The organism is Oribacterium sp. FC2011, from assembly GCF_000701645.1.
GTDB lineage: Bacteria > Bacillota > Clostridia > Lachnospirales > Lachnospiraceae > Oribacterium.
Genome location: NZ_JNJM01000001.1, coordinates 215,990 through 232,716 on the forward strand (window position 1 = coordinate 215,990; position 16,727 = coordinate 232,716).

The window sequence follows — 16,727 nt, forward strand, 5'->3', positions numbered from 1 at the left end:
CGGCGCTTTAGGAAGTCAAAGTGTAACAGTGTAAAGTCTGTGAGTATTCCGTTAAACAGTTTTAATGCTCTTTATAAATTTTTTTGCCTGCAAAGTCTCTTCCACCGTATAGCTTTACTTTAGGTGCAAAATTTCCAGATGCTCTATTGCCCCCATAAATCCCGTCGGTATGATTTGAACCGTAAACATTATCCTTAAGATAATTACCGCCGGAAAAGTACCCACCGGAAAAAGCTCTTGCTGAACCGGCTTTACTTCTTTTATCCGGGTCGATACCTCTGTCCAGGAGTTCATTAATAAAGGTAGTATCCTCATTTTTATACTCGAAAAGATAAAGCGCATTTTTCGCCCTGGTAATTCCCACGTAGAATAGTCTGCGTTCCTCCTCAAAGGTTTCAAGTTCCTGAAGATCATCACCGCTTGCAGACTTCCTTAGAGAACTACTCTTCCAGGCAATATCCGGAACCTCCTGAGGGAACACCCCATCCATTACGTCCATCAGGTAAACGGTGTCATATTCGAGTCCCTTACTGCTGTGAATAGTGGAAAGCACAAACTTACAGGCCGGATCATTATCCTTATCCTGAAGAAGCAGGTGTAATGCGTCTAACCTTTCGAGAAGTCCATTTGGACTGTTTTCCTGATACGAAAGACTCCTGAGAATCGCTATTTTGCCTTCGTTCATCTTATTTCGCTCAAGATAGTTGTTGTAACCCATCTGCCTCGTTATGCGCCCGACAGCCTGATCCGCCTTATCCTTTGGAAGATTCTTTAAATGGTCCTTCAGCTCCTGAAGACTGCTCTCCGTTCCTTTGGGAAGATTACAATATCTGAGGGCCGCATCTATCACAGGAAGTTTATGCTTTCTGCTCTCGTAACAAGCCTGCTCTGCAAGAGCCTTTGACAGATAAGTTTTCATTTTATAATAAATCTGAAGAAAAAGCTCTGTATCCATGGGGTCCAGAGAAAATCTGATAATGTTTGATATATCTATTATCGTTCTGTGGGTAAAGAAACTCAGATCCATGTTTTTGATTCTGTAGGGCACTCCATTTCTTTCAAGGAGATCCACAAGCGGAAGCGCACTTTCATTGTCCCTATAAAGAACCGCTGTTTCAACCTTACAATCAGATGCAACCTTCAAAAGGTAACTGTATCCCGCATTCCTGCTCTTAAGACTTATTGTTCTGAAATCTCCACCCGCAGACCTGTGAGTAAACATGCTCTTTTCGTGTCTCAGAACATTTTGGGAAATGAAGTGCTGCGCCTTATAGACTATCTGCTTTTTGGATCTGAAATTCTCTTCCATCAGAAGCACCCTGGCTCCCGGATGTTCCTTTTCAAAATTGAGAAGTGCTTCAGGATAAGCCGCTCTGAAACCGTAAATGCTCTGATCCTCATCCCCCACCATGAAAATATTTCCTTTTCCTGATGCAATCAGGCCAATGATGGCATGCTGTATTTTAGAAGTATCCTGAGCCTCGTCAACACATATGTATTTATATTTTTCCTGTATATATGAAAGTGTCTCCGGACTTCGTTTAAGGATCATAAGGGCATAGACCATCTGGTCATCATAATCCATAAGTCCCCGGCTACGCATTTCCTCCTGATACATTGTATAAATTGCGGAAATCTTTATGTCTTCTGTTTCATCGAGACTCTTAATCTCCTCCTTGTCCAGCATCATGTTTTTGATATAGGTAATAAGCGTTCTTACAGTCTTAAGGTCGCTTTCAGTTGCATAAGTCTTCTCCACCTGCTGAAATATCCGGCCAAGCATTTCTGTGGTAATTTTTTCATCAGTGACCAGTGTAAATGCCTGCTTCCCGATACGTCTACCATAAAAGTTAATGATTCTGGCACATACTCCGTTGATGGTCCTGAACTCAAGACTCTCCGTATATTTATCTCCAAAAAGACTTCTGAATCTCTCCGCCATATCCCTTGTCGCCGCAACAGTATAGGTAAGTGTAAGTATACTGCCCGGATCTATATGCTTCACATAAATCATGTACCCGAGTCTCGCGACAAGAACTGTTGTCTTACCGGATCCGGGCACAGCAAGAAGCAGCACCGCACCATCGACGGCATTAACCGCGGCACGCTGCTGCTCAGTAAGTCGTATATCATGTTCCATAATGTAATCGTAAAAATTCATAGGACAGAATATAACATACGACACACAGGAATCTCAAGCTAAAGGTATCCGATACTCTTATGAATAAAAGTTTTTGGACGAATGATAATATAGAAACGTTAGTTTCTTCAACCTGGAAAATGCAGGGAATATGCCCCAAAATTTGCATTTTCTACAAGTCAGAGAGGTATCACCGATGTCAAAATATAAATCCATTTATGTAGCCGCTATAATCATATGTATGTTTCTCCTATTTACCGGCTGCGGCAAAAAAGAACCGGAATACGAATCTCTTGAGGCAGAACTCCATGCCATCATGCAGGACAGGATCAGCAATCCTCTGGTTATGAGAATGGATGACACTTCGGGAACTTCCTATCTTTATCTTGATGACACTCTGGGCGTACTGTACCAGCCAAGTCATAAGAAAAAAACCATCACCATTTGCAACAAAAATAAAAACACAAATGTGTGGTCTACATATGGTTATCTTATGAAGAGTTCCGAAGACAAATACAGTGCCTACACACCAAAGTACGCTGTTGATGCCGATGCAATGCGGGCAGATTATGTAACTCCGTTTGTTAATTTCACCGTAAAATCGGAAAACGAGAAAGAAAAGAGTCTGCAGATAGTTGTGAATTTCGCCGGTGCGGATGAAACCTGGGAGGTGAGAATAGATAATCCCAGTTTTGTGTCATTCAGAAGAACCGTTGTTCCTACCGACATCTGGATGTATGACAAAACTTCCGGAGAGTACCCCGTTGTTCTGTCAGCAGTAGTGAATGAAGTTAAAGCTGCAAATTCTACCATGGGTTCTCTTATTGAAGCCCGTACAGAAGATATTATAAATCCACCTAAAAAATCACTTTTAGATCAAATCAAAGATATTTTTAAAAAATAATCAGGCATGACTCCACTGATCAAAAATCCCTGTGGACTTCCATATAAAAACAGCGCCGAAGCTTTTGCCCCGGCGCTGTTTCGCGTACATGAACATGATCATCCAAGAAGATTCAGCATAGACCCTACAGCATAGAGATTGTTATAAGCGTAAGGTGTCTTCTTTGAATAATCAAACATCAAATTCAGATAATCCTGTCCAAGGTCTGCTGACTGACCAAAGATACTTCCGCCACTTCCGAGAAGACCGGTTTCATTACCAAGCAGGCTTCTGCCCATAATACTGGTTACGGACTTCGATAATGCTTCATCGGCTTTCTGACTCAGATTTGTTGCGATTCCATACTGACCTCCGATTATTTCGCGGGTAGTATCATAATCGTTTTCAAGAGCAGATTTCAGTCTGGCCTCATCCAGACTCAGATTACCGTTCTTGTCATAGGACAATCCAACCATACTAAGAACCGTTCCGTTGGAAATCTTCTTTGACATATCCGAAATCTGACTGTAAACGCCGCTGCCCAGACTCTTACCTACAGAAAGTGTCTCCATGGTATCGTTATACTTTTTCACCATATCCTTCATGGCGGACACAATGTTGTCTTCATCGACACCGGTGTAAATACTGGTTGTTCCCGTACCCTTCAGAGTCATAGTCGCATCAGCATTACTTAAGCTGATAGTATTGGACTTTGAGGTATATTGGGTCGTTTTGCCATTCTCGGTAATGGAATACCTCGCCGGTTCAGTATCTGTTGCCAGATTCTGAACATCAACTGTAAATTCCTTTGCCCTACTGAGAGACTTTGTGGATATCTCTGCAACACCTTCGTCTGAGGATCCAAGCGTAAACTCAGAGAAGACATTTCCCGGTTTGTAGTAGCTAAGCCTGTCAGCCGCCTTCTCCATACCCGTCAGGTCACTTTTGTAAAGGCTGAGAAAAGCCGTGGTATTATCGACACCGGAGGTAGATGTACTCAAGCCCTGAGTTCCAAGATAAGACGAAACCCTGGATGCATTTCTCGAAGCAAGTGATGAATTGATACTGTACTGGTATCTCATCAGATCATACATGCTTTGTATGCTTGAGGAATTGTAAAAATCAAAAGAACTTACACCGCCTAAAGCACTTATTGACATCTTTTGCCTCCTTTCATCAATATTATCAGTACATATCCTTATGTACTGCAGTGTTCCGATCACGAACTATTCGTCTGTATCATTACAGACTTTCCTACTTTTATGATAACACAACCCGCAAAAATCGGCGACATGAAAATAATTTTTTATTTTTCATCGGCATTTTATACATAAATTTCGTTTATATATAAATTTAATTCTATAAATTTAACAAATGTATTCTACGGAGTTATTATAGCTATACACCAAACGAATGAGAAGAAAGGTGCACGTCTTCTCATTACTGAGTCGAAATTTATGTGATAAATTCACGGATAGTTTAAAGGGGATTTTACTATGAAACAATTCAAATTAGGGCTTGTTCCAAAGCTCATCATTGCAATCATTCTGGGTATTTTGATCGGACAGTTTACACCATTATGGTTCTGCAAACTTGTAGTTACATTATCAACTAACTTCAGTGTTTTCCTGAAATTCGTCATTCCTCTCATGATCCTTGCCTACGTTACTATGGGTATCGCAGATCTTTCACAGGGTGCAGGAAAGCTCCTTGTAGTCACAGTACTTATTGCATATTCAAGTACACTCATTGCCGGAAGCCTCTCATTCATAGTTTCCGACACACTTTTCCCTCACTTCATGACTCCTGATGCTCTTGAGAAGATCCAGGCAACAGCTGATGTAAGTGTAGGTTCCTACTTCACTATTTCACTTCCGGCAGTCATCGATACACTGTCAGCAGTTGTGCTTGCTTTTATCCTTGGTCTCTGCATGTCAACTCTTCGCGGTAAGACCATCGGTACTTCTCTTTACAACGGAATGAAGGATTTTTCAGCTATTATTGATTCTGTTCTTCACACAGCTATCATCCCTCTTCTTCCGCTTTACATCTGCGGTACCTTTGTAGACCTTACATACTCAGGCAAGACATTTACTATCCTCAGCATTCTTTGGAAGGTGTTTGTGGTAGTTATAGCTATGCACCTTATTTATATTTTTATGCAGTTCACACTTGCAGGAAGTATTGCTCACAAGAATCCGTTAACACTTATTAAGAACCAGATTCCGGGTTATACAACAGCTATCGGAACACAGTCTTCAGCTGCAACCATCCCTGTAAACCTTGAGTGTGCAAAAGCTGACGGCGTTTGCTCTCAGATCAGAAACTTCGTTGTACCTCTTTGTGCCAACATCCATATGTGCGGATCCATGATTACCATCACAGCCTGCGCTACAGCAGTATGTCTCATGAATGATCTTCCTATCAGCCTTGCAACAGTTATTCCTTTCATCATGACCCTTGGCGTAGCAATGGTTGCTTCACCGGGAGCTCCGGGCGGATCTATCATGACTGCTCTTCCATTCCTTTACATGGTATTCGGAACAACTGCAGGTGACCCTAACGGTCCTATCTGTGCACTTATGGTAGCTCTTTACATCACACAGGATTCTTTCGGAACAGCATGCAACGTTTCAGGTGATAATGCCATCGGCGTTGTGGTTGATCAGATCTATAAGAAGTTCATCTTAAAGGATGCTGAGGCTAAGGCTGAACCGGCTACCGCCAAGACAGTTTAAAAAACCTGGAACTCTGTTCCCATGCAAACCGTCCATCGGTGTTCGCTGATAACTAAGTGCCAATCAGCATTTTATGATATTTACCCTTCGGCGGCTATGCGATAATCGAGTAGGGGAAGAAGGCACCCCTACTCGATGTCACGTTGGCCTTCAAATGAATATAAATATTCGCTTGAAGACCATATCGCGCAAACTAAAATCAGTGTTTCCTTAATAACGGGAACACTGATTTATCTTTTTAAAGGAATTTCTGTAGAGCTACGCAGAATAGTCTCAAGTATATTAAAGAAAGTTATCGGATAAAAATGAATATTTTCAACATCATAGGACCCATTATGATCGGTCCTTCCAGTTCACACACTGCGGGTGCCTGCCGAATCGGCGCAGTGGTCAACAAAATAGTTGATAATGATACCCTTACAGAAGTTAAAATCCAGTTATCAGGTTCATTTGCCCGTACCTATAAGGGTCATGGCACAGACAGAGCCATCCTTGCAGGCATCATGGGCTACAAGAGCTGGTCTGAAGAGATCAGAAATGCCATGGATATAGCAAATGAGCGTGGACTTAAATATGAGTTCATAGCTGAAGATATTCCGGGAGCTCATCCCAATACCGCGAGAATTTCCTTCACCTGTGCAAGTGGAAAAACCGGTGTGGTCGAAGGTGCCAGCATCGGAGGCGGAAACATTAGAATAGACAATATAGACGGCATGGAAGTAAGTTTCAGCGGGGAAAACAACACTCTGTTTGTTCTCCATCAGGATAAACCCGGTGTCATCGCCAATGTTACAAATCTTATGTACTGGCGTTACGGTGACCTTAACATCAGCGGTTTCCACTTAAGCCGGAAGGAACCGGGCGGTGATGCCCTTATGACTCTTGAGCTGGATGAACTCCCTCCTGAGCAGCTGATAGCAGACCTCAAAAAAATGGATAATATCGATAATGCATTACTTATTCACGCGATTTAAAATGTCAGATAATCGATAGGCCTACACCAAATTTAAGATTAAACAGCAAAAGGATGCACCTTATCAAGGAACCGATTAAATCTGCACGTCAGAAATAAACAGCAATATAAAACGCGTTTCACAGAGGAGATATTTAATGCTTACATATAATTCAGTAAAAGAGCTGGTGGACCTGGCAGTTCAGAACAAATGCCGCATCAGTGATATCTGCATCAAAGACCAGGCAAAGAAAATGGGCAAGTCCGAAGATGAGCTTTTCGAACAGATGGAAAAATGCTTCGACACCATGTGCGAATCCGCAGAATGGGGAGAACAGGAAGGGCGCAGATCAACCTCCGGGCTCACCGGAGACGAAGGATATCTCATGAAGAAGTATGCCGAAAAGGACGGCGGTCTCATGGGTAAGCCGATGTCAAGGGCCGTATCCCGTGCCCTTGCGGTTTCCAATTGCAACGCTGCCATGGGTAAGATCGTGGCAACTCCTACTGCCGGAAGCTGCGGAATACTTCCGGGTTGTCTTATCACAGCATATAAAGAAAGGCAGATGCCAAAGAAAGATATAGTAATGTCTATTTTCACAGCAGCGGCCTTCGGTATGATCATTGCCCAGAAGGCTTCCATCGCAGGTGCACAGGGCGGTTGTCAGGCAGAGTGCGGCAGTGCCTCAGGAATGGCAGCGGCAGCTCTTGTTGAGCTCATGGGCGGAACACCTCAGATGTGCGCCGACGCTCTCGCCATCGCCATCGTAAACCAGGAAGGTCTGGTATGTGATCCCGTAGCCGGTCTCGTCGAGATACCGTGTATCAAGAGAAATGCTTCCGGTGTTGTCATTGCCTTCTCTTCTGCGGATATGGCTCTTGCGGGAATCGAAGCAAAGATACCTGCAGACGAGTGTATCGATGCCATGCGCGAGGTTGGAGATGCAATGTCAAGAGACCTGAAAGAAACCGCCACCGGCGGACTTGCAGCTACTCCCACAGGAAAGAAATACCGGGCGCAGGTTTTCGGTGAATAACAGAATGATTATATCGGGCAGGAGATTTTTATCTCCTGCTCTTTTTTTACCCTATGAAAACTTCTTCGTAAAGATATAAAAAGTCGAACAAAAACGGAAAGCTTCCGTTCCTGTCCGACTTTTTCATAAATAATGTCAACGAGTCTTATTAAATCTATATCCCGCTCTTGATCATGAACACGTGGAAAAAGACCTGTAGCACTAATATCAGATATTCAAAAGCTTGCTGTACTCTGCAAGTGCGCCCTCTGTCTCGTGGGCAAGAACCTTCTTTGCAAGGGTCTTTCCAAGCTGAACGCCTTCCTGGTCAAAGCTGTTGATATTCCAGATAAATCCCTGGAACATTACCTTGTTCTCGAAGTGAGCAAGAAGTGCACCGAGAGCCTTAGGATCAAGCTGATCTCCGATGATGATACTTGATGGACGGCCGCCCTGGAAGTTCTTGTTCTTGTTCTCGTCAGACTTTCCGCATGCAAATGCTACGATCTGGGCTGCAACATTGGCACAAAGCTTCTGCTGGCTGGTGCTGCCCTGGATATCTACGTCATTCTCGCACTGGTTGTTGCGGAATCCGATAAACTGAAGAGGTACGATATCTGTTCCCTGGTGAAGAAGCTGATAGAAGCTGTGCTGTCCGTTTGTTCCCGGCTCACCGAAGATAACAGGACCTGTTACATAATCGATAGGCTCACCGAAACGGTTAACGCTCTTACCGTTAGACTCCATGTCAAGCTGCTGAAGGTGTGCAGGGAAACGGCTCAGTGCCTGAGAGTATGGAAGAACCGCTGTGCAAGGGTATCCAAGTACGTTTCTCTCATAGAAGCCGATAAGTGCATCAAGCATTGCTGGATTCTTTAAAGCATCCTTGTTTGTTGAGAGCTTGTCTTCTGCTGCCGCACCATCAAGAAAGTCTGCGAATACTTCAGGTCCGAAAGCAAGTGAAAGAACTGCTCCGCCTACTCCGGAGGTACTGGAGTAACGTCCGCCGATATAGTCATCCATGTAGAAGGCTGTAATGAAATCATCACTGTGAGCAAGCGGTGATGTCTCTGAAGTAACAGCGATCATGTGCTTTGAAGCATCAAGGCCGGCCTTCTTAAGTGCATCCATAACGAAGGACTGGTTTGTAAGTGTCTCAAGTGTTGTTCCTGACTTTGAAACCAGAATGAAAAGTGAATGAGCAACATCAATGGAATTAAGTACAGCTGTTGCATCATCAGGATCAACGTTGCTGATGAACTTAGCTTCCATCTTGAAGGTGTTGTGCTTCTTTGCCCAGTTCTCAAGTGCGAGGTACATAGCGCGGGGACCAAGATCACTTCCGCCGATACCGATCTGAACTACTGTTGTAAACTTCTCGCCTTTTGCATTGGCAATTTCACCTGAATGCACCTTGTTTGCAAACTCAGCGATTCTCTTCTGCTCGTTAACATAAAACTCACGCTTGTTTACTCCGTCTGCAACAACGTCTTTTCCAAGCTGACCTCTGGTGAGCTGATGAAGAACCATTCTCTTCTCGCCTGTATTGATAACTTCTCCCTCATAAAGAGCCTGATACTTTTCGGTAAGCTGGGCCTCATCAGCAAGGGCTGCGAGAGCCTTTAATACATCGTCATCAACCTCTTTGGAAGCATAATTGTAAGTAAGACCTGCTGCCATCGGTACAGAATACTTGCCGACTCTCTCAGCACCCTTTGCACCGGACATAGCCTCCACAAGATCAATGTGCTTAACATTTTTAAGTTCCTGATAAGACTTTAAAGTATCAAGATTGTTCCAGTTTGTCATGTTCAGATTCCTCCTTAACCATGTACCTTCATGGATTAAATTTGTCTGGTTTTTTTATAAAAAATCCAACAGCTACATTATCGCTTTTATTTGGTCATTTCGCAAGTGCTGTTGCAAGTTCCTTCAGCTGTGCCCTGGATGCATCATCCACAGAGGATGTCAGCTTAACGGAAGGCTCCAGGATGGTCATGTCCTTCATGGTGCCAAGGATCTCTGTCATCTTCTTCCCTGCCATCGATGCCCAGCTTCCGTTTTCGATGAGTCCAACCTTTCTTCCGGACAGATTATGGTTCTTAATGTCTGTAAGGAAGGTGTGCATATGATCAAATATCTCTGCATTGTAGGTTGCACTTGCAAATACAAGTGTTGAATACTCAAATGCTGTGGAAAGAAGGTATGAATAATGTGTTTTTGAAACATCAAATACCTTTACATCCTTAACCCCGAGCTCCGCAAGATCCATAGCGAGAATATCGGCAGCATTGGCAGTATTTCCATAAACGGAACCATAGAAAATAGCTACTGAATTCTTCTCAGGAGTGTAGGTTGCCCACTTTGTATAGAGCTCAATTATCTTTCCGAAATCGCTTCTCCAGAGATGTCCGTGGAGAGGGAGGATCATCTTGATATCAAGGGCTGCAGCCTTCTTAAGAAGTGCATTGGTCTGAACACCGTATTTTCCTACGATATTGACATAATATCTTCTGGCTTCAGACTTCCAGTCCTGATCCCAGTCCACTTCATCGGCAAAAATGTTTCCGCTCATGGCTCCGAAGGCTCCGAAAGCATCTGCCGAGAACAGTGTCCCTGTAGCAGCTTCGAAAGTCACGATAACCTCCGGCCAGTGAACCATAGGTGCCGTGAAGAAATTAAGTGTATGATGGCCAAGTTCAAGTGTATCCTTTTCCTTTACTGCGATGCCGTCAACTTTGATGTGATAGAACTGGTCGATCATCTGTATGGCTTTCTGAGATGCCACGATCTTCATCTCAGGGTATCTCAAAAGGAGTTCCGGTATACAGGAACAATGATCCGGCTCCATATGCTGAACTACCATGTAATCAAGGGTTCTGCCTGCGAGGACATGGTCGAGATTATCCAGGAACTGACGTGAAACAGCATCATCTATTCCATCCATAAGACAGGTTTTGTCGTCAAGAATTACATAATTGTTATAGGACATGCCTTCCGGCACGGGATAAACATTTTCAAAAAGCTCCAGCCTTCTGTCAGAAGCCCCCAACCACCATATATTCTTCTGCACTTCTCTCACGTTATACATAACGATTCCTCCTAAGTAAATTTTTTTCAGGGATGCATACTACCAAATTAAATTCTTGTAAGGCACCATCCCAACTGCCAATTTTTAGTCATATCTAACCACCATTATAAACCATGAAAAACTTATTGGACATTATTTTAATCAACTGTAATTCACTTTTTTTACAGTATTTTTAACCTCCTGAGGTTATATGGTTCAGACAAATATAAACTATCCTTATTGTTTTTCCTTTATTCTTGCCAACAGTTCCTTATTGCGCTCCAGCATATTATAGATGCCGTCCTCTGAAAGAATCCCCCGTTTCAGTCTCTCGGGAAGCTTACCCTTTTCATCCATGGCGTAGTCATCCTTCCACTGTCGGCTTGTATAATACTTTTCCAGTACCTGAATCTCAGTCTGAAATTCTTCATACTCTGCCATCTTCTTTTCAAGGGCGTCCATCCTCTGTATCGCCCTGTCAAGAATATCTTCCATCTCATAAAGGTGCTTTGGAATATTCTCGGCTGCAAGACGATCCCTGTACTGCTTTTTCTTTTCACTGTACTTCTTTTCTATCTCTGTGTAAGGAATCAGTATCTGTTCTGCTTCGATTTTTCCAAAGACATATTGAAGGGCTTCATCATCGGATAGTTTCTCTTCTGCCTGTTTCTTGTATGCCTCATACATCCAGTTACCTATCTTTTCCTTCTCTGAAGTCTTTAACTGACTGTATGTCTTATCCACCTGTGAGAGCTGTCCGTTAGCCATATTTTGTTTGTTCATAGCCATAATCCCCTCATTTTCTCCATCCGGGAAATTAACCTGTTAAGCACTTATTATTCGATTGTATTCCGGTCAAATGCATCTTTATTAATAATATCACAAAACCGGGATTCTTTTTTTATAAGATAAACTTTATCTATATGATCGTGCCGCTCAGTTTGCTCCGTTCGCTGCACTGACAGGATACGAGGACATGGTAAATGAAGAAGCCAGGAGAGTAGAAAAGGTAACAGACCTCCGGGGAGAACCTGTGGATTTTCCTGATAATCCACCGGATTGAATATTTCTTATACAAAAAGGGGCTGTATTTAAGGCATAAAAAATCAGAGGGTATTTCACCTCTGATCTAAATAGATATAATTTGGCAAGGGGGGGTCCCATTATCTAAATGGCATTGGAACCGTCCCCGGTGGTTAAACCGGTGGGCTATTATTCACTTACCTGTTCAGCGGCTCCGGTGGTGGTGCCGTCATTTAAATGTATTATCAGTCTTCCGGTGCCTTTTGCATTCTGGTGCTGACCTTTTTGCAGGTACTCTTCAAGTATCTTTGCACTTCCGGTTGCAACCTCTCTGGAAGCATGATTCTTCTCAAGATCTTCTATACTTAAATCAAAGCCGTCAAGAGTGTTTCTGAAATGGAATTCCTCAAGTCCCACAGTAAAGATCCGTTCCTCATCTATAGGCTCACCTTCAAAATTGAATTTAAGGAATGAGTGGGTCTTCTGGTCGTACTCGACTTCAAGCCCTCTTGAAAGCTGATAAAATTCGGTATGTTCTCCCTCAAGGGCCTCGTCTCTCAGCATCCTTAGAAGTCCATACTTCAGCTGCTTTCCGGTCCAGTAGGTAGCATGGATTGGCTTGTTGTATGGATAATTCTCATCAAAATCACCCTTGGTAACAACAGGTCCCAATTCCTCGGTACGGATGGATCCGGAACCCAGAAGGAAGATATCAAGTCCCAGGGCATCCTTCAAAATATCCGAATAAAGATCCCCAAGCTCCGTCTCCTGAATTCTCGATGGATGGGTAAGTTTCTTTACAAACTTTGTAAGGATACGTCCATATTTTTCATCCGTTGCATTCTTGTAATTAAGTATCAGTCCTTCGATATCCGGATCTCTCGGGCAGGTTTTTTCATTGATGGGGATTGGCCTCCATGTGAAGCTGTCAATCTTGTTTTCATCGGTATCAACCAGGATGTCAAAGCGTCCGATTTGATCAGTACCTGTTCCGGCCTGAACGATAGGAATTCCATTGACCATAGCCGGTTCCTTAAGGAAAGTATGAGAATGACCGCCTATTATAACGTCTACACCCCATGCCGGATCCAGCATCTCTGCAAGTTTTTTGTCCTCCTCGAAACCTATATGAGTCAGCAGAACTGTAAAGTCAATGTCTATGGCATTGTAAGAATCACAGATTTTTCCGATTTCCTCTGCCGCATCCTCAAGGGTGATAAAAGTACCGATGAGCTGATCCGACTTACACTGCATGAGGGCAACCTCAGTAAGTATTCCGATGAACAGAATCTTCATACCGCCAACTTCCAGTACCTTGCACGGCTCAAAGAGTCTCGCATGATTAGTCTTGATATGAAGGTTTGCATTAATGATGGGAAATTCTGCACATTTTTCCAGAAAAAGAAGGTGTGCAACTCCGTAGTCTACCTCATGATTTCCCAGGGTTACTACATCAGGGGAAAGCATATTCATGATCTGTATGGTTGACAAACCGTGATACTCCGAGTCAATGACTGAACCTCTGAACATGTCTCCTGCGATGCAGTAGAGAACATTCTCCTCCTCGTTTCGTACCTTGCTGATATATCCTGACAGCATGGAAACTCCTCCAACCAGGTTCTCGTCCACTTGCTCTGCGAGGAAATCTCCATGCATGTCGTTTGAATGCAATAATGTTAATTTTTTCAAATTCTTCATAAATTCCCTTCCTTACTCAGAACATCAGCCCACAAATCATTATATAGGCTGATGACATATCCCTCATTTACTTCGTTTTCTTTATCTTCCCTTTTCAATCAATGCCTGTTTTGCTTCCTCTGTTAAATGAAGGTTAAGTCTTCCCTCAACCTTTGCATCCTGGTGCTGACCCATCTGAAGGATCTCCTCTATAACCTGGGCACAGGAAGTTGCGATAGAACGATGTCTGTGATTTTCATCAATCTCCGAAATCTCCAGGTCGAAGGAGTCCTTAAGGTTATTGAAGTGATATTCCTGTAAACCTATGGTGAATATCTGATCATCCTCAACAGGTTTTCCCTCATAGTCAAACTTTAAGAATGAGTGAGTCACCATATCGTACTCTATGGAAAGATCCCTTGAAACCTGATAAAACTCTGTATGCTCACCAAAGAATGCTTCGTCTCTCAGCATTCGCATGATACCATGCTTAAGCTGTTTTCCGGTCCAGTAGGTAAGTATCACCTGGTCATCATAAGGGAAGGTTTCCATCAGGTCTCCCTTAGTTACAACAGGTCCAAGCTTTTTAGTACGTATAGAACCGGATCCGATAAGGAAAAGGTCTACACCAAGAGATGACTGAAGTATATCTGCAAAAAGGTTTCCTACTTCTGTTTCCATATAACGGGACGGGTTGGTAAGCTCTCTTGTTAACTTTGTCAGTACACGGCCATATTTAGCGTCAGTCTGATCCTTATAGTTTTTTATGAAAACCTCCAGGGCTTCATCTCTCGGACAATTATCAGAATTAATGGCAACTGGCTTCCATGTGAAGCTGTCTATCTTATTTTCATCAGTATCAACCATGATATCAAAACGTCCGATCTGGTCTGTTCCTGTGCCCGCCTGAACTATAGGTATTCCGTTAACCACGGCAGGCTCATCCAAAAAAGTATGGGAATGTCCGCCTATGATAACATCTACACCCCATGTGGGATCCAGAATCTCTGCCAGCTTCTTATCTTCCTCAAATCCTATATGAGTCAGCAGTACAGTAAAGTCTACATCCAGGGCATTGTAAGTATTACAGATCCTTCCAACCTCCTGAGCCGCTTCTTCTACGGTTATGAAGGTACCGATGAGACCATCTTTCTTACAATCGTTTAATACCGCCTCTGTAAGTATACCTATAAAGAGCACCTTCATGCCTCCCACTTCGATCACCTTGCAGGGATCAAAAAGCCTGGTGTTATTGGTCTTGACATGAAGATTTGCATTTATAATAGGGAACTCTGCGCATTTTTCAAGAAATAAGAGATGGGCAATTCCGTAATCAACCTCATGATTTCCGAGGGTTACTATGTCAGGAGCCAGCATATTCATGATCTGTATGGTGGACAGTCCCAGATACTCCGAATCTATGATGGAACCTCTGAACATATCTCCGGCAATACAGTAGAGAACATTTTTCTCTTCCTGACGAACCTTGCTGAGATAGCCTGACAGCATGGATACTCCGCCAACCAGATTCTCATCCACATGCTCAGCAAGAAAATCACCATGCATGTCGTTTGAATGCAATAATGTCAATTTCTTCAAATTACTCATAAAACCTCCTGTTTCCCTTAAGCTTCAAGACCGGCCGATCGGTCTGATAACCCTTTTTACCTTACTGATTCTTCCATTTTTTCGCTCATAATAATTAAATTATACCATTAGTATACGTGGAACGAATCTTAAAAAAGAATTATTTTCCTTGAAATTTAAAAAAAGCAATGGTTTTCACCATCGCCTTTTTTAAGCATTAACTGATTGTATTGAGTTTAACATCAACCTTTCCGTCGGAACTAAAAACCATACCTTCGGCATCCTGTGGAGTTTCGTAGAGAGTACCGCTTAAAACGTGCTCTCCGTCGTTGATGAAGATTTCGAAGGAGTAACGGTCCAGGAGGAGACGGAGCTTGAAATCATCATAAGTTCCTATCTTCACTTTGCGATAATCGCAGATTGCGGCGGAACGTCCGCTGCTGCTGCGATCAAGGATCAGGTATCCTGATTTTTTGTCGTAGGAGAGGCTTACGTTGATATCATCTTTTACAACGAATTTCATTTCGAAATATGATGCATCTTTTGCTCCTGCTGTCATATCCACACATCTTCCGGAGATGCCTTCGATCACTGTATTATCAGGTGCGGTAACCGATCTTTCAACAGTACCTGTATACAGGGTCTCTATCTCCCTTATGGGCTGCTGGAAGATGTGTCCGTTTTTCACGGTCATCTCTCTCGGGAAGCTCATTTGACCGAACCACTTTTGTGATTCAGGGATGCAGTTTCCGGAATCGGGAGTCTGCATCCAGCCGATGACTATTCTTCTTCCGTCAGCTGTCTCCATGCTTTGTGGCGCATAGTAATCGAGACCGACATCAAGAGGCTGTGCTTTTTCGGAATCTCCTACGAAAGCCATGACACAGTTTCCGTTTCTGTAGCAGTCCTCTGTCTTTTTCATGTTCATGACAGAGATAGAAAGGACTTTTTCCCCATCAAGGGTGAAATAGTCCGGGCACTCCCACATTCTTCCCCAGCTTCCGTCATTAGCCTTGAGAGTATCCTTATATCTCCAATGAAGGATGTCTTCGGATTCATATCTAAGAACTGCACCCAGTCCGTTTTTCAATCTTGCGGCTATGACACAATAATACCTTCCGTCTTCAAACCAGATTTTAGGATCTCTGAAATCTGCCTTATATGCTCCTTCAGGCATATCCCTATACGTCAATATCGGATTAGCTTCGTATTTTTCGTAATTCTCACCGTCACCGAAAGCAAGGCACTGTGTTTCTTCCCGGAAAAGCTCTTCGCCTTTTCCATGCTCGTTGTGAGCTGTATAGATCAGAAGATGCCGTCCGTCCTTATCCGTGATGGCACTGCCTGAGAAGCAGCCTGTTTCATAATCCGTATCCGGCGCAAGAGCCGCTTTCTCATAATCCCAGTGAATAAGATCTTTGGAAGTCCAATGACCCCAATGCATGCTGTCCCAACTTGTGCTGTAGGGATTGTATTGATAGAAAAGATGATACTTTCCTTTGTAATATGAAAACCCGTTGGGGTCATTTAACCATCCGACCTTTGCAGTCAGGTGGTAAACAGGCCGATCCTCAGGGCTTATTTCCCGACTGTGTCTCTCTTCATAATCACGTGCTTTATCTAATGTATCCAAGGTGTTTG

At 43.2% G+C, this 16,727-nt stretch carries 12 protein-coding genes; 4 read left to right on the plus strand and 8 right to left on the minus strand.

Annotated features, from left to right (window positions below; all coding sequences use genetic code 11):
- Positions 1 to 61 precede the first annotated feature (61 nt).
- A complete protein-coding gene (locus T357_RS0100920) occupies positions 62 to 2,185 on the minus strand; it encodes an ATP-dependent helicase (RefSeq protein ID WP_242840038.1) in 2,124 nt (707 codons plus the stop codon).
- Positions 2,186 to 2,336: 151 nt separating this feature from the next.
- Here T357_RS0100920 and T357_RS0100925 point away from each other — a divergent pair, with 151 nt between their 5' ends.
- Complete coding sequence (locus T357_RS0100925) at positions 2,337 to 3,044, plus strand: hypothetical protein (RefSeq protein WP_031547680.1); 708 nt, start codon at positions 2,337 to 2,339, stop codon at positions 3,042 to 3,044.
- A gap of 98 nt (positions 3,045 to 3,142) precedes the next feature.
- Here T357_RS0100925 and fliD read toward each other — a convergent pair whose 3' ends face one another.
- Positions 3,143 to 4,183, minus strand: coding sequence for a flagellar filament capping protein FliD (fliD, locus tag T357_RS0100930; RefSeq protein WP_031547681.1), 1,041 nt, complete (start codon positions 4,181 to 4,183; stop codon positions 3,143 to 3,145).
- Positions 4,184 to 4,519: 336 nt separating this feature from the next.
- Here fliD and T357_RS0100935 point away from each other — a divergent pair, with 336 nt between their 5' ends.
- The 3 genes from T357_RS0100935 (at position 4,520) to sdaAA (ending at position 7,750) form a co-directional block, all read left to right on the plus strand.
- On the plus strand, positions 4,520 to 5,761 hold the full coding sequence (locus T357_RS0100935) for a dicarboxylate/amino acid:cation symporter (protein WP_031547683.1): 1,242 nt from the start codon (positions 4,520 to 4,522) through the stop codon (positions 5,759 to 5,761).
- A 305-nt stretch (positions 5,762 to 6,066) separates the two neighbouring features.
- Entirely contained in the window at positions 6,067 to 6,735 is a 669-nt protein-coding gene (gene sdaAB, locus T357_RS0100940; RefSeq protein WP_031547685.1) for an L-serine ammonia-lyase, iron-sulfur-dependent subunit beta, read from the plus strand.
- A 136-nt stretch (positions 6,736 to 6,871) separates the two neighbouring features.
- Positions 6,872 to 7,750 carry an L-serine ammonia-lyase, iron-sulfur-dependent, subunit alpha gene (gene sdaAA, locus T357_RS0100945; protein ID WP_031547688.1) on the plus strand — a complete coding sequence of 293 codons (879 nt, stop codon included), beginning with the start codon at positions 6,872 to 6,874 and terminating at the stop codon, positions 7,748 to 7,750.
- Between the two features lie 207 nt (positions 7,751 to 7,957).
- On the opposite strand, the gene T357_RS0100950 is transcribed toward sdaAA, so the two are convergent.
- From T357_RS0100950 to T357_RS0100980, 6 genes are all read right to left on the minus strand, one after another.
- Positions 7,958 to 9,538 (minus strand): glucose-6-phosphate isomerase, encoded by a 1,581-nt coding sequence (locus tag T357_RS0100950; RefSeq protein WP_031547690.1) that lies wholly within the window; start codon positions 9,536 to 9,538, stop codon positions 7,958 to 7,960.
- Positions 9,539 to 9,632: 94 nt separating this feature from the next.
- The gene (locus T357_RS0100955) at positions 9,633 to 10,820 is read right to left on the minus strand and encodes an FprA family A-type flavoprotein (RefSeq protein WP_031547692.1); all 1,188 of its coding nucleotides are present in this window, start codon (positions 10,818 to 10,820) and stop codon (positions 9,633 to 9,635) included.
- Positions 10,821 to 11,036: 216 nt separating this feature from the next.
- On the minus strand, positions 11,037 to 11,582 hold the full coding sequence (locus T357_RS21630; RefSeq protein WP_242840039.1) for a DUF4298 domain-containing protein: 546 nt from the start codon (positions 11,580 to 11,582) through the stop codon (positions 11,037 to 11,039).
- A 429-nt stretch (positions 11,583 to 12,011) separates the two neighbouring features.
- Positions 12,012 to 13,520: a bifunctional metallophosphatase/5'-nucleotidase gene (locus T357_RS0100970; RefSeq protein WP_044915731.1), complete on the minus strand. Its 1,509-nt coding sequence runs from the start codon at positions 13,518 to 13,520 to the stop codon at positions 12,012 to 12,014.
- Positions 13,521 to 13,601: 81 nt separating this feature from the next.
- Positions 13,602 to 15,107 (minus strand): bifunctional metallophosphatase/5'-nucleotidase, encoded by a 1,506-nt coding sequence (locus T357_RS0100975; RefSeq protein ID WP_031547698.1) that lies wholly within the window; start codon positions 15,105 to 15,107, stop codon positions 13,602 to 13,604.
- Positions 15,108 to 15,303: 196 nt separating this feature from the next.
- Positions 15,304 to 16,719: a glycoside hydrolase family 32 protein gene (locus T357_RS0100980; protein WP_031547700.1), complete on the minus strand. Its 1,416-nt coding sequence runs from the start codon at positions 16,717 to 16,719 to the stop codon at positions 15,304 to 15,306.
- Positions 16,720 to 16,727: the final 8 nt, after the last annotated feature.

What these genes read in the sequence shown, in the direction of transcription:
- T357_RS0100970 (WP_044915731.1), bottom strand. Translation starts at nt 13,520, where the DNA reads ATGAAGAATTTGAAAAAATTAACATTATTGCATTCAAACGACATGCAT.
- T357_RS0100955 (WP_031547692.1), bottom strand. Translation starts at nt 10,820, where the DNA reads ATGTATAACGTGAGAGAAGTGCAGAAGAATATATGGTGGTTGGGGGCT.
- T357_RS0100925 (WP_031547680.1), top strand. Translation starts at nt 2,337, where the DNA reads ATGTCAAAATATAAATCCATTTATGTAGCCGCTATAATCATATGTATG.
- T357_RS0100950 (WP_031547690.1), bottom strand. Translation starts at nt 9,538, where the DNA reads ATGACAAACTGGAACAATCTTGATACTTTAAAGTCTTATCAGGAACTT.
- sdaAB (WP_031547685.1), top strand. Translation starts at nt 6,067, where the DNA reads ATGAATATTTTCAACATCATAGGACCCATTATGATCGGTCCTTCCAGT.
- T357_RS21630 (WP_242840039.1), bottom strand. Translation starts at nt 11,582, where the DNA reads ATGAACAAACAAAATATGGCTAACGGACAGCTCTCACAGGTGGATAAG.
- T357_RS0100975 (WP_031547698.1), bottom strand. Translation starts at nt 15,107, where the DNA reads ATGAGTAATTTGAAGAAATTGACATTATTGCATTCAAACGACATGCAT.
- T357_RS0100935 (WP_031547683.1), top strand. Translation starts at nt 4,520, where the DNA reads ATGAAACAATTCAAATTAGGGCTTGTTCCAAAGCTCATCATTGCAATC.
- sdaAA (WP_031547688.1), top strand. Translation starts at nt 6,872, where the DNA reads ATGCTTACATATAATTCAGTAAAAGAGCTGGTGGACCTGGCAGTTCAG.
- fliD (WP_031547681.1), bottom strand. Translation starts at nt 4,183, where the DNA reads ATGTCAATAAGTGCTTTAGGCGGTGTAAGTTCTTTTGATTTTTACAAT.